The organism is Halobacillus sp. HZG1 (assembly GCF_035818575.1).
Lineage (GTDB): Bacteria > Bacillota > Bacilli > Bacillales > Halobacillaceae > Halobacillus > Halobacillus litoralis.
This window is the reverse complement of sequence record NZ_JAYLVQ010000066.1, coordinates 53,999-67,880: the sequence shown is the minus strand read 5'-3', so window position 1 is coordinate 67,880 and position 13,882 is coordinate 53,999. Positions and strand designations below refer to the sequence as shown.

Sequence of the window (13,882 nt, the reverse complement as noted above, 5' to 3'; positions counted from 1 at the left end):
ATAAAGGAAACACGGAGAGCGTAGCGATTCGATGTTGACTTATCGTACAGAAGCGAGGGAAGTCTCACTAGCCGCTAGGCGCCGGAACCGGATATCTAGGAGGAAAAAAGTGCTTGGTGAGACCCCACAGGACGCAGTCCGAGGAGACTCACCGCGCTCCCGCGGAAAGCGAGTCATTCCCCGCAGCCTCCATCCACTCAACAAACGTCTCGAAACTGAGTCTTCAAGAAACCTGCCATTTAGCTTAATAACATTTTAAGGAGAAGACTATGGGTTGTCGGCTGTAAGTTCCATAGTATAATAGACATGGTTGAATAATGTACGAAGGTGGATTTATATGCTTAATTTCAAATGGTCACAGTGGCTGGTCCTATCCTTTTTCGTCCTATCCGCTTGTTATATGATAGTTTTATCCATCACACAACCATACCTTGGTATTGATGTGAAGGAAAGGCAAGGAGAATGGGTAGTAACTTCTGTTCATACAGGAAGTTGGGGAGATCGTCATAGTGTTCCGCTCGGAGGAGAAATCAATTCGATCAATAATGCCCCTCCAGAAGAGCATCGTTCCGTTTCTATGTTCAATGAATTAGAGGGGGCCTATTCCTTTTCCATACAGCACAATGGTCAGGAAACGGCCTACACTGATATTGAAAACTCAAGTCCGATTCATTGGTTGTTATATATTGTACTGCCTGTTCTTTTCTTTTTAGTTATCCTCGGTATATCCTATTTGGTTCATAAACGGGTCCCGAAAAGGTATTCAGCGGAACAGTTGATTTTGTTCTTCCTGGCAATTGCTACAGGGTACTTAAGTAACAGTGGGGCAGTAAGAGATAATCTCTACGGCTTGTTTTTAAACACAGGCTTGTTTTTGTTTGCACCTGTGATTTTAATTCATTTTTTATATAATTACTTTCAGGAATTGAATATTTATTGGTTCTCTAAAAAAATCGTTTATCTGTTATACATTACTGTTGGGGCTGTTTCGTTACTTGAAGGCTACTTCCTTATCACTGAATCTTATCCAGCTGTTTTTGAGCCGATCCCTGGTTTCTTGCTTTTAGTTTTGTATATTGTATCTTTTTATATCGTATACCGGGGGCTGTTTATTCACAAAGGTGCAGCTGTGGGACCTATTTTTAAATATATGGCTGTAGGAATGACGATTGCGTTCTTTCCTTATATTTTTCTATATCTGATTCCTGCCCTTGCTTTTGGAGTGAAAGTGATTTCACTTGAAGTGGGAGCTATGTTTCTTATTGCTTTACCAATTACTTTCATGTATTTGGTAACAAGGGAAAGATTGATTGATATTGACTTTGTCATGACGCGTGTGCGGTACTATATGATCCTCTCTGTCATCCCTAGCCTGGCTCTTATGTTTACCATTGGATGGCTGGTTGAAGAAGATCTATTCGCCGTCAGTTATATTCAAATGTTTTTATTGTTTCAATCTTCATTGGTCATATTCTTATCAGTAAAAGAAGTGTTGGATTTCAAACTTCAGCGTTATTTGTTTTCCGCTCGCTATGGTTATCAGGAAAGCATGCACCGAATGGCTCAGGATATGAAAGACCAATCCAACGCAGTCGACTTAATGAAGGTCATGCGTGATGAAGTGAAAAATGTACTGAATGTTCGGGATATTTATATTTATTCGAAGCATAACAAACGAAATATGTATTGTGTGTATGACCAAATCCCGAAGGACATCATCGACCATTTTGATGAGCATCTAAACAATTACCATTATGATATCGGATCGGTGATTGAAACGGAGAAAGGGTTTGGGGTCATTGTAGGCTACTCGTTAGAAAAGCTGACCATGATGTGGTGTGAAGGGAAAAAAGACTACACAAATTTAAACCGTGATGAGAAGACCTATTTGCAAACCATCTCCCATAATGCAAACATTGCCATTCAAAATATGAACACAATTGAAGATCTATTAAAAGAACTCCGTAAGTTGAGAAGCGATCAAACGCAAAAGTATCCTACCTGGCTTTCAAGGTTGTTGTTTACAATCGCTGAAAATCAAAGAAAACAACTTTCCATTGATTTGCATGACACCGTCTTGCAAGAGCAACTGTACCTTTATCGAAAGATGGATGATTTGATTAGACAAAGGAATGATTTAACTCCAAGTCTCCACGCAGAGTTAATGGTTTATAAAGAGTCTCTCCTAGACAGTATTCACTTGATTCGGGAGACATGTAATGAGCTGCGTCCTGCATTCATTGAGGAGATGGGGCTTGTTCAATCCTTAAAGAATTTAATTCATCAATATCAGCTTCGCTCCAACTTTACGGTTTATTTTACAGATGAGCGCTTTGATGCAGAATTGGATCAAGAGCGGATCTTAGCGATCTTCCGAGTGGTTCAGGAACTTTTGACGAATGCCATGAAACACTCTGATGCCAAAATCGTAAAATTATCATTATCCAGCCAGGAGAATCATGTCATGCTTTTATATTCCGATAATGGGAAAGGCATGGACTATTCCGTTCAACGTGATTTGTTTTCGCATATTGGTTTATCAGGCATTGAACAACGAGTCAATGGTTTAAATGGACATCTGGAAATAGAAACCTCACCAGGCGAAGGATTTAAGACGATGATTACGTTTCCGATCGAAATAAAAAGGGAGGTCCAAGTATGATGAATGTGCTAATTGTGGATGATCATCCTGCGGTAGGAGCAGGTACGAAATCGATGCTCGAGCAAGAAGGGGACATGCAAGTGGATGTTACTCATGAAAATGAACAGGTAGAGCCCCTCTTAAGCGAAAAGAATTATGAGATTGTTCTATTGGATTTATACATGCCTGGAATAAACGGGATCGAGTTGGCGAAGAAAATACGAAAGTCTTATCCTGATCTGAAGCTCCTTATTTATACAGGTTTTGATTTGAACACCCACTTCAATATGTTGGTGGAAGCAGACATTAATGGATTTGTCAGCAAAACCGCGACCAGTGAGCAGTTGGTAACCGCGATTCGCTGTGCATGCAGGGATGAGGTCGTCATTCCTATACACTTATTTAAACAACTGAGAAGGTCGGAGGCATGTGTCACCACCTCTACTGAAACAGAAAAAGGCAATAGCTTTTCTTTGAATGAAAAAGAACAGTCCATCTTACAGGAAGTGGCATCTGGTTTTACAAACAGAGAAATTGCACAAACCCTTCACATGTCGCAGAGAAGCGTGGAGTACACGTTGACCGGTATCTTTAATAAACTGAATGTAAGATCGCGAACAGAGGCGCTCTTCAAAGCTCAAGAACTCGGGCTTGTGTCTAAATCGTGAAAGCGTAGCACAGGGCGACCTCCCTGTTCATACGATACAGAGACTAAATGATTCCCCTCATATAAGCTCAGGGACAACAAGGAGGGGTACGCTTGTGAAGGAGGACGGCTATCGGCCAACACAAATTCTTACCAAGCGGGAGCGAGAAGTTTTCGAGCTTCTAGTACAGGATAAGACGACACGTGAGATCGCAAAAGAGCTCTTCATTTCAGAGAAAACTGTGCGGAATCACATCTCGAACGCAATGCAAAAGCTAGGGGTGAAAGGACGTTCCCAGGCAGTGGTAGAACTGCTGCGTATGGGGGAACTGGAATTGTGATCTCCATAGAACAGCAAACCATTGCTTTTGAGATGGAGGGGGTCCTTTCAGGTAAGGTCGCGTTTGACGCAGCCATACCTGAAAGGGTTTTTCTTATAAAGAGAAGTTAGACCTTGAATTTTTCTGCTCAAACCATGAGAATGGAATTTATAAAGTATTTTCGTTAGGAGTGCTGAATGTGACTAAATCACAACAGACGTCCATGATGGCTGATGTAGAAAAAGAGTTGAGATACATAGCCGGAATTATTAAACAAAGAGGACGAGTTATCTTAAATCATTATCCAATTACAGCTCCACAATTCGTTGCTCTCCAGTGGCTTTTAGAAAAGGGAGACATGACGATTGGAGAGCTCTCTAATTATATTCACCTTGCTTGCAGTACCACAACAGACCTTGTAGATCGTATGGAAAAGAACGAGCTTGTAGAAAGAGTTCGTGATCCTAAAGACCGTCGTGTTGTTCGTATTCATGTCCTGGAAAAGGGAGAAAAAATCATCCATGAGGTGATTGAGAAACGCCAGAATTACCTCGAAGAAGTTTTGAAGGGCGTGCCGGAAGAGGACGTAGAAACACTCAACCGCTTACTCCACGTTCTCCATGAAAACATGAAAGAGACAGACAAGGAAACAGACAACTAAGATATAAAAGAGGGATGCGAATTGAAACAACCGATAGGAGTTATAGATTCAGGCGTAGGCGGTTTGACGGTGGCAAGAGAGTTGATGCGTCAATTACCCAAAGAGACTTTTCTCTATTTAGGCGATACTAAAAGGTGTCCGTACGGTCCTAGGTCAGAGGAGGAAGTTCGAGCATTCACATGGCAGATGGTTAATTTCTTATTAGAGAAAAACATTAAAATGTTAGTGATTGCCTGTAATACAGCCACGGCTTATACCCTTACAGAACTTCAGGAAACATTGAATATTCCTGTGATCGGTGTCATTGAACCTGGTGCACGTGCAGCGATTAAGTTCAGTCGTAATAAACGAATTGGTGTCATCGGTACCGAAGGAACAATTGAAAGTAAAGCCTATCCCAATGCACTCGCAGCTATCGATCAAAACATCCGTGTCAATGGTCTTGCCTGCCCACCTTTTGTACCTATGGTGGAAGACGGGATTCTATCCGGTCCGAGAGCTGAAGGGATCGTTTCCAACACCCTGCAGCCTCTAAAAGAAATGAATCATATCGACACACTGATCTTAGGATGTACTCACTATCCCTTGATTAAAGATCTCGTGCAAAAAGAGATGGGAAGTCATATCCAAGTCATTAGTTCCGGTGAAGAAACAGCAAGGGAGGCTAGTTTGATCCTTGCTTATCATAAGTTGTTAGAGAAAGACAATGCCTCTCCAGCCCATGAATTTTATACGACGGGAGATATGGAAAAGTTCCGACTAGTTGCAAACAGCTGGTTTGACGAACCTGTACAAATTCTTAAATCTGTTCAAATTGAACATGTTCCGAGCTCTGCTTACTAAAGCAGAGCTTTTTTTTAAAACTAATGCTGTGAAAGGATAAAAAGCCTGGCACCTGACAGAAAAGTTTGGTGCTTGTCACTATTTTGGGAACAACGGTGGCAGGCACCGGTATAAGAATTAAAAAATCAGGTAGGCGTATTCACTTTTTTTAAATAAAAATCTCATTTTCATTCATAAAATCTTCTGGTCTAATCCCTCAAGGGGCTCGTATATATGGTAGTACAATCTATCTCAGGAGGGAAAACTATGAAGAATTACGGCTACAAACCCTTCATACTCGCGGTTATATTACTGTTGAGTGCAGGGTTACTATCAGGCTGCCTTTTTGAAGGAGAGCAATCATTAGAGAAAATGGATACACCAGAAGAGGCGGTTACAACAACGCCAGATCCGAGTAGTGATGAACCTCAACCTGAAGGAGAAGGTGAAAATACAGAAGGGGAAGAAGGAGAAGGAACTAAAGAGGAGTCTTCTTCAGCCACAGTCGCTCGTGAGGTATATTTATTGGACGCGAACGGCATGGTTGCCCCGCAGACCTTAGAGCTGCCCGCATCAGAAGAGGTGGCGACACAGGCACTGGAGTATATGGTGAAAGACGGGCCTGTAACCAACTTACTGCCAAATGGTTTTGAAGCGGTCCTTCCTGCTGGAACAGAAATTCTCGGAGTGAACGCCAAAGAAGATGGAACGCTTGTGGTAGACGTATCGGAAGACTTCAAAAATTACGCGGCTGAAGATGAAGAGAAGATTTTACAAGCCATGACTTATACTCTGACTCAGTTCGAAAATGTGAAACGAATTAAACTGTGGATCAACGGTCACGAGCAGCAAGTCATGCCTGTCGACGGGACCCCGATCTCTAAAGGGGTCTCCCGTGCTGACGGGATCAACCACAGTGTTGGGAACAACACAGACATTATGAACAGTGAAGCGGTCACGGTTTATTTCCCTGCCCAAAATGGGGAACAGGTTTATCAAGTTCCGGTGACCACTCGTGTAGCTAAAGAAAGTGATGAATATACCGCCATGGTACAGGCATTACTGGAAGGGCCTGAACTCGGAAGTGCATTGATGAACCCTTTCAATGAAGGAGCAGAATTGGTCAAGTCTAAACTTGAAAATGGTGTCCTTACGGTTTCATTCAATGAAAATATACTGACCAGTGTGGACGAGCAACCCTCCTTATCTGATGCTGCTTTAGCGAGTCTTGTCATGAGCCTTACCGATCAAGCGGATATTGAATCAGTGGAAGTTCATGTAGATGGAACCGAACAAGTGTTCAACGAAGCCGGAGAGCCATTGGCTGAACCTGTGACACGGCAGGATATCAATGGTGCAGAAGCTATGTAGTCACAAAATCTAGTAACCAGGCGCTTCAAAAGTGAAAAGCTTTTGAGGCGCTTTTCCATTTGAGCTTTAACTACCTCACGCATGTAATTTGTGTTAAGATGGGCAAGGATAATGGTGTAGGTAAAAGGAGGTCGTTACTGATGAGGAATGATCATCGGGAAGTCAACGAACTAAGAAAAGTAACAATCGAAACGGATTATGTGAAGCATCCAGAAGGGTCCGTGCTGATTAGTTTTGGAGATACGAAAGTCATTTGTAATGCCAGCGTAGAGGATCGTGTACCTCCTTTTTTACGTGGACAAGGAAAGGGCTGGATTACAGCTGAATATGCGATGCTGCCTAGAGCGACAGAACAAAGAAATATCCGTGAGTCGTCAAAAGGAAAAGTTTCCGGGCGGACGATGGAAATTCAACGTTTAATCGGGCGTTCTCTTCGTGCGGTTGTAGATTTAGATAAAATTGGCGAACGCACGATTTGGGTCGATTGTGATGTCATCCAGGCTGATGGCGGAACACGTACAGCTTCCATTACGGGGGCATTTGTTGCTGTCGTCATTGCACTAGGCAAATTAGTGAATAAAAAAACAATTAAAGAGCTGCCGATTACAGATTTCTTGACTGCTATTTCTGTAGGTGTCATGCCTGGCGGGGATGAAGTTCTGGACCTTTGCTATGAAGAAGACAGCAAGGCACAGGTGGATATGAACGTCATCATGACTGGAAAAGGTGAATTTGTTGAATTGCAAGGTACTGGAGAAGAAGCAACATTTTCTATGCAGCAGCTGCAAAAGATGTTGTCCCTTGCTGAGGAAGGCGTTACAGATCTAGTCAAACTCCAGGGAGAAGCCATTGGAGAATGGTCAGACGTCATTCGTACAAAAGCGGAGGCGACTAAGTAAAATGAAGGAACTAATAGTGGCGACGAAGAACCCAGGTAAAGTGGATGAGTTCCGCCAGATGTTTTCCAAATACAATATTTCTGTGAAATCCTTGTTAGATATTGATCGTTCCATTGACATAGAAGAAACAGGATCGACATTTGAAGAAAATGCAGCCATTAAAGCAGAAGCTATGGCTGAACATTTCGGAGTGCCTGTCGTGGCTGATGATTCAGGTTTGGAAGTGGATGCATTAAATGGTGAACCAGGTGTTTATTCCGCCCGCTATGCAGGAATAGAAAAAGATGACGAGAAAAATACAGAAAAACTATTAAATGAGCTCAATGATGTACCTGAAGAAAAACGTACAGCAAGGTTTGTGTGTGCCGTAGCGGTGGCAAGACCTGGTGAGAATACTTTTGTTAAAAGAGGAACGTGTGAGGGTACGATCGCTAACGAACCTCAAGGTACAAATGGTTTCGGTTATGACCCTGTATTCATACCGGAAGGGTCTTCACGTACGATGGCTGAACACTCCTCTGAAGAGAAAAACGCAATCAGTCACCGTCACCACGCCATACAAAAAATCGAAGAGTGGTTGAAAACTCAAAGCTAATCGAGGTGAGTCGTATGCCGAAAGTTTTAATTCTAAGTGATACCCACGGTTTAAAAAACGAAGTGATGGAAATTAAAGATCGACACCATGACGTTGATGCCATGATACATTGTGGAGATTCGGAACTCGCTTATGAATCAAAAGAGCTTGAAGGCTTCTCTTATGCAAAAGGGAATTGTGATTTCGAACCAGAAATGGAAGAAGAACAAATCCTGCAAGTAGGAGAAGTGATGTTTTTGGTCGTTCATGGTCATTTGCATCAAATCAAATCAACCTTAATGCCCCTCTCGTACCGTGCAGAAGAAGTTGGAGCGCAAGTCGCATGTTTCGGTCATTCCCATATTGCAGGAGCCGAAAAAGTTGGCGACACACTCTTCATCAATCCTGGAAGTGCAAGGCTCCCGAGAGATCGAGAAGAGCCTACGTATGCAATTTTAGAATGGACTGACGTAAGTGAAGCCCACTTGCAATTTTACCATGTGAACGGGGATCCAATGCCTGATTTACAAATGACAACAGCAATTGCAGCGAAGAATTAAATTCTTTGCTGCAACCCTGTTGACATTTTTCCGTATCCTTAATATAATAGTTCTTGTCCGCTTCACAAGACAGCAACAAAAAACTGTTTTTTACAACAAGCTAATTTATGAAACAATCAGAAGATAAAGCTATGAATTCTAAACGATGCGGGTGTAGTTTAATGGTAAAACCTCAGCCTTCCAAGCTGATGACGAGGGTTCGATTCCCTTCACCCGCTCCATTACATATTTCAAACTTAATGAGTATGTCCCAGTAGCTCAGCTGGATAGAGCAACAGCCTTCTAAGCTGTGGGTCGGGAGTTCGAATCTCTCCTGGGACGCTAACCAAAAAAACGCTGAAACCTTTGATATATAAGGGTTTCAGCGTTTTTGTTTGGGTGAATATCTATTCCTTAGAAACATAGAAAAACCCCATTTGGGGCAGAAATGGGGCAGGATTTTGAAAAGGACTTATTTTAGATTAATGAGGCTGAACTGCGCCCGTGCATCTTCTTTGAATTTTTTAGTTATATCGGAACCATTATTGAATAAATAATCTTCTAGCTTAGGCTGCAAGTCATCCATGATACTGTTGTACTCTTTTATGTAGTGCTCGAAATGAGAATAGTAGTAGTTTAAAAATCTTTCTTGGAATTTCTTTGTAAGTTCTCCTTTGCTCTCATGTCCGGTGAATGGATCCATAACCTTTGGGACGTACACCACATTCCAAGGTGCAGTAAATAAATACGGGTTTTTGGTTCTGCCAAATATATGTGATACTTGGAAGTTTCTTATACGATTGTATTTTGATGTAGGTTTTTCCTGTCTTGAATATCCTGACAGCTCTCTTAATAACTTTGTGGGCTTTGTATTGTTCGTGGGATCCATATGAAAGTTTTTGTGCCCAAACAGTTTCTCGTATAGGTTCAGGTATAACTCCGTTCCTGCAGCATTTCTCCCATAGCCTCTGACATAAATCTTTTCATCCCCACTGTAAATATTGCCCTTTATAAATTCCCATTCTTTCCTTACTTGATCATCGGGAATAACAATAGTTTTGTTAATTCCAAACTCAATCATTTCCTCTTCATCAATATTGAACTTTTCCATGAATAGTTGGTATCCATCAAGCATTAGATTAACACCTCGTTTTTTATAGCAGATTAAGCAAATAAAATAGCGTGCAATATCTGCACGCTATTATTAACCTATATTTTATCATAAGTGTGTGAATGTTCAGGAATTCTTTTGGTTAAAAAACGCACTAAAATGTGCAGCTGCCACCTGATCAACTTCTTCAATGTGATGGCCGTAAATGTCCATGGTTGTTCCAATCTTTCTGTGACGCACACGCTGACTAATGGACTTGGTAGGGACATTCTGTTGTATCAAATAAGTTACTGAGTAGTGTCTTAAATCATGAAACCTTAAGCCCTCAATATTATGACGCTTTCTAAACCTGCCCCACCATTGACTAACACTATCGGGCCTCATTGGCTTACCTAATTCATCTGCAAATAGGAAAACCTTATTAGGGTCGTACTGGCGCTCTCTAGTTCGGATAAACTCCTTTTTACGCCTGTTCTTAATCTGAGTAACCATTTCCAGCAGTTCACTAGGTATGGAAGCAGTACCCTCCATTCCGTTTTTAATTTCTTTTATAAGTAATTCTCCGTTCTTTTGTTGAGAAAGCGACTGTTCAAATAAAATAGCGCTTTTTTCGTTAAGTAAATGTCTTTCCTCTAATGCAACGAGTTCACCCTCTCGGCATCCTGTCACGAATGCAATCCAAAACATTACTTGTTTTTCAAAAGGCTCTTGGTTGATACATCTGATAAGGTGGTCTATTTTCTCTCTGGAGTAGGAGAGAGGTTTCTTTTGTTTAACAGTAGGGGGCTTTATATTCCTTGCAGGGTTATTCTTTATTAGCTCAAACTCATCTGCAGCTGTAAGTAGGCTTTTAAAAGCCTTGTAACAGTTTCTAATAGTAGAAGGGGATAATGCCTCTTCTTTACCATCTAACCTCCCCGTAGCGTCCTTTAAATCGTCTAGAAAGTTAACTACGTGCATAGCATTAATATCCGACAACTTTAAATGGCCATAATCAGGAAGGATTCTTTTCTCAATAATACTCATGTACTCTCTCAGCGTCCTGGGGGAGAGTTTGTCTTGCGCATACTTCTTAATCCATTCTGGATAAAAATCTTCCAGCCTTGTGTAATTTGGCTTTGTATAATCCCCACTCAAAACTTCTGCTTCGAATCTTGCTAACTCTTGTCGAGCTAATGTTTTATTTTTAACTTTAACATTTCTTCTTTCACGAATCGGTTTTCCTTTAGCATCATAACCTGTAACCACGGAGAGTCTAAATGATCCTTTACCTCGCTTTTCAATGCTACCCATAGATACCACCTCCATATTTTATTTTAATAGCTGACATAAAACTGGTTGGTACAATTTGAACGTCGTTTTATTTGGTCAAGTCTTTCCTCGCATAGCTCATAAGACACCTTAAAATCATGAGACCACCGGTCCAGGATTTCAGGATCATCAAGATCATATCGTCTAATCATGTGATAGGGGAGAGCAGCGTATAGCGTAAAATGCCTTGCATCACGTTCTTGCAATTCTCGGAATGCTTCCGGCATCATAGATTGTTTTCCAACATGCCTCATAGCATGACAGAATTCATGAAAGAACTGTTCGCGTTGTTGTAAGGGGTCCAATGAAGTATTGAGAACGATTTCCTTATACCGTCCAAAGCGGACGTAGCCACTTTGCATGGGTTTGTAGTGAATAAAGATTTCGTATTTCATGGCTATTTTTTTTAGTTTTAGGTCTATTGGATATTGGAATTTGTGCTTTATGTACCAATTAGATACCCAATCTTCAAGTGCAGTTGTAGTGTATTGTGGGAACTTCATACTATCACCATCCTCGACAGTATTATACGAACAAATGTTCTTGTTTTCAATTCATAAACACAAAAAAAGAAGTGCCTGGAATTATCCAGACACTTTTTTGTCACTTTTTATTTCGTAATTTGTTTAAAAGGTTTTCTGCTTTCTCTCTAGCTTTCTTTGTTTCATCTTCTAGAATGGTTGCATCTTTCAGCGAACCATCTTTTGCAAACTGCACGTCTAAGATGTCGCCTTCTTTAGCATTAGCTGGCAAGTTATCTTTTTCGGCATTTACAATGACTGTTTCATCAGGTCTATACAAAAGTACAGCATAATTTCCCTCGAATCGATCGAGTGTGTATTTACCGTTTGAACTCATCAATTAATCCCCCTTGAGGATCATAAAGTCTAGCAGTATCACCATTATTATCCCAAAGATAAGCTCGAGACCACTGCAATACGCTTGGTCGATTCTCATATGAGCTTCTTCCGGAGGTCACTGTGACACTAGCGCCTTCCTTCAGTGTGTAATCGCTAGGGAAGTTAAACGTTTGGTTGCCATCGACACTTACTAATCTCCAACCATCCATGGAAATATCTCGATTATCAATATTCTTAATCTTAACCGTTTCTGCATCAAGATCTAAGTTAGTAATATCAAGCTTTCCTGTCGTTGGTTCAGGGTCTGGTTCTGGATCAGGCTCAGGAGTAGGTTCATCCGTACCGCAAGCTGAAGGAGAGGAACTTGCTGAAAGTGATGAATCTCCTTTATTAGTAAATACCACATCTTCACCATTTAGCTCCCATATCATATAGTCGCTAACTCCAGCCCTCTTAAGCCTGTTAATTACTTCACTATCCGGGTGGCCATATTGGTTATCAATACCGGCAGAAATAACCGCGAAGTCCGGAGAAACTTCATCTAAGAATACTTGAGTAGAGCTAGAGTCTGAACCGTGGTGTCCAACTTTGTACACTTCGGATTGTAGATCAAAGTTTTGAACCATATTCATTTCTGCTTCTGCAGCGGCATCTCCAGTTAGAAGGTAATCATTCTCACCATAAGAGACTTTTAACGCTACGGAAGCGTTGTTGTTATCTGAATATCCATCCCCATTATTCAGTACTTGGATATCCACAAGAGGATCTACATTAAGATAGGATCCCACTTCAGGAACATCGAATGGAATATCCTTTTGATCTACAAGGTTAAGATAATCCATGTAAGTTTGAGATGTATGTGATTTTCCACTGTCTATAACCTGTTTCACAGGGAACTCATTCATTACATCAATTAAGCCGCCGATATGGTCAGCATCTGGATGTGTAGCGACTACCATGTCTAAAGATTCCACTCCGTGATCTTCTAAATAACAAATCACATCATCACCAGCACTACGTTTACCAGCATCAATAAGAATGTTTTTTCCATTCGGGGTTTGAATTAAAGTGCTATCCCCTTGACCTACATAGATGAAATGTACCTTCATATCTCCAATAGTAAGGAGGTTAGTGACAACTTTTTGAGAAATAGCGTTGGTGCCACCCAAGATTACTGCTTTACCATCTACAGTCGAAAGGTATTCTTTAGTTTCTAAGATTGTAGAAGTAGGGTGGGACAAAACAATGTCCATACCAAGCTTATTAGCAAGTCCAGAAGCAGCAACTGCATCTGGGTAATCTTCAGTAGACTTACTTACAGATGTTCCTCGAACAAGAATGAAGTCATCGCTTGAAGTATTTAACTCCTTAGCAGCCTGAATGTTTGTAGTATAGCGGTTCTTGCCAGATATACGTTCAACTGTAATTCCCTTTTGTTTAAGGGAAGTCTCAATACTAGGGCTTACTACACCTGTACCACCATAGATTGTTACCTTGTCGATATTACTAGGCAAACTCGCTGGGATTTTGTCTTTAGTAGATAAGTAGATTGGGACTTCATTAATAGCTGAATTACTGGATGCAGATAATGCGTCAGCTACAGTTAACCCGTTAACAAGAATTGCTTCTGAGTTGTTATTTGTTCCTGCTTCTTCATTGATAGCAGAAGCCGTTTCGAAGCGGTTCTTTCCACTTACGCGTTCCACGGAATACCCTTTCACCTTTAAATCGGAAATGACTCCGTTGCTGATGGCGTTGGTTCCACCAAGAGCATAGACCTTTTCTGCTCCAAGTCTTTTTAGCTCATTATGTACAGAACTAGGAAGACTGTTGGTACTTGTGAGCAAAATCGGTGCATCTTTAACACCTGCAAGGCTTGCAGAGGCTAAGGCGTCAGCTGGGTTATCAGCTCTGGCTAAAACAACAGCTTTTTCACTAGTTTCTAAGCCATTAGGCCATCCTTTCTTTGATATAGCAATAGCTGTTTCATATCGGTTGTCACCTTTTACACGTTCAGAACCATTAGCTGCGTCAACAGTAGAAGGAGATTGATACACTAATGATAAAGATAGTAGGAAAATAGTTAAAAAACTAAAAATATTTTTCATCAAAAAAACCTCCCTAATA

At 41.1% G+C, this 13,882-nt stretch carries 14 protein-coding genes and 2 tRNA genes; 11 read left to right on the top strand and 5 right to left on the bottom strand.

All coding sequences use genetic code 11. The features are described from left to right. The first annotated feature begins 337 nt into the window (after positions 1–337). From VKA52_RS12900 to VKA52_RS12850, 11 genes are all read left to right on the top strand, one after another. A complete protein-coding gene (locus VKA52_RS12900) occupies positions 338–2,662 on the top strand; it encodes a sensor histidine kinase (RefSeq protein WP_160915526.1) in 2,325 nt (774 codons plus the stop codon). Next, positions 2,659–3,309: a response regulator transcription factor gene (locus VKA52_RS12895; RefSeq protein WP_326315936.1), complete on the top strand. Its 651-nt coding sequence runs from the start codon at positions 2,659–2,661 to the stop codon at positions 3,307–3,309. The genes VKA52_RS12900 and VKA52_RS12895 overlap by 4 nt, the downstream gene beginning before the upstream one ends. Before the next feature lie 94 nt (positions 3,310–3,403). Further along, on the top strand, positions 3,404–3,628 hold the full coding sequence (locus VKA52_RS12890) for a helix-turn-helix domain-containing protein (protein ID WP_008635211.1): 225 nt from the start codon (positions 3,404–3,406) through the stop codon (positions 3,626–3,628). A gap of 202 nt (positions 3,629–3,830) precedes the next feature. Further along, positions 3,831–4,268, top strand: a complete 438-nt coding sequence (locus tag VKA52_RS12885) for a MarR family winged helix-turn-helix transcriptional regulator (RefSeq protein ID WP_089652722.1) — start codon at positions 3,831–3,833, stop codon at positions 4,266–4,268. Positions 4,269–4,289: 21 nt separating this feature from the next. After that, positions 4,290–5,111 carry a glutamate racemase gene (gene racE, locus VKA52_RS12880; RefSeq protein WP_326315935.1) on the top strand — a complete coding sequence of 274 codons (822 nt, stop codon included), beginning with the start codon at positions 4,290–4,292 and terminating at the stop codon, positions 5,109–5,111. A gap of 246 nt (positions 5,112–5,357) precedes the next feature. Next, positions 5,358–6,461 carry a GerMN domain-containing protein gene (locus VKA52_RS12875; protein ID WP_326315934.1) on the top strand — a complete coding sequence of 368 codons (1,104 nt, stop codon included), beginning with the start codon at positions 5,358–5,360 and terminating at the stop codon, positions 6,459–6,461. 140 nt (positions 6,462–6,601) lie between these two features. Then, on the top strand, positions 6,602–7,360 hold the full coding sequence (rph, locus tag VKA52_RS12870) for a ribonuclease PH (RefSeq protein WP_326315933.1): 759 nt from the start codon (positions 6,602–6,604) through the stop codon (positions 7,358–7,360). A 1-nt stretch (position 7,361) separates the two neighbouring features. Further along, positions 7,362–7,955, top strand: coding sequence for an XTP/dITP diphosphatase (locus VKA52_RS12865; protein WP_326315932.1), 594 nt, complete (start codon positions 7,362–7,364; stop codon positions 7,953–7,955). Between the two features lie 14 nt (positions 7,956–7,969). Continuing rightward, on the top strand, positions 7,970–8,494 hold the full coding sequence (locus VKA52_RS12860; RefSeq protein WP_326315931.1) for a metallophosphoesterase: 525 nt from the start codon (positions 7,970–7,972) through the stop codon (positions 8,492–8,494). Between the two features lie 147 nt (positions 8,495–8,641). After that, a tRNA-Gly gene (locus VKA52_RS12855) sits at positions 8,642–8,715 on the top strand. 26 nt (positions 8,716–8,741) lie between these two features. Continuing rightward, positions 8,742–8,815: transfer RNA gene (locus VKA52_RS12850), tRNA-Arg, on the top strand. A 130-nt stretch (positions 8,816–8,945) separates the two neighbouring features. Here VKA52_RS12850 and VKA52_RS12845 read toward each other — a convergent pair. The 5 genes from VKA52_RS12845 to VKA52_RS12825 all read right to left on the bottom strand — a co-directional run bounded on the left by VKA52_RS12845 (position 8,946) and on the right by VKA52_RS12825 (position 13,863). Beyond that, positions 8,946–9,608 (bottom strand): hypothetical protein, encoded by a 663-nt coding sequence (locus VKA52_RS12845; RefSeq protein WP_326315930.1) that lies wholly within the window; start codon positions 9,606–9,608, stop codon positions 8,946–8,948. A 102-nt stretch (positions 9,609–9,710) separates the two neighbouring features. After that, on the bottom strand, positions 9,711–10,877 hold the full coding sequence (locus tag VKA52_RS12840) for a tyrosine-type recombinase/integrase (RefSeq protein ID WP_326315929.1): 1,167 nt from the start codon (positions 10,875–10,877) through the stop codon (positions 9,711–9,713). 23 nt (positions 10,878–10,900) lie between these two features. Beyond that, positions 10,901–11,398, bottom strand: coding sequence for an ImmA/IrrE family metallo-endopeptidase (locus VKA52_RS12835; RefSeq protein ID WP_220585428.1), 498 nt, complete (start codon positions 11,396–11,398; stop codon positions 10,901–10,903). Positions 11,399–11,498: 100 nt separating this feature from the next. Then, positions 11,499–11,753 carry a DUF3006 domain-containing protein gene (locus tag VKA52_RS12830; RefSeq protein WP_326315928.1) on the bottom strand — a complete coding sequence of 85 codons (255 nt, stop codon included), beginning with the start codon at positions 11,751–11,753 and terminating at the stop codon, positions 11,499–11,501. Further along, positions 11,737–13,863, bottom strand: a complete 2,127-nt coding sequence (locus VKA52_RS12825; protein WP_326315927.1) for a cell wall-binding repeat-containing protein — start codon at positions 13,861–13,863, stop codon at positions 11,737–11,739. The genes VKA52_RS12830 and VKA52_RS12825 overlap by 17 nt, the downstream gene beginning before the upstream one ends. Positions 13,864–13,882: the final 19 nt, after the last annotated feature.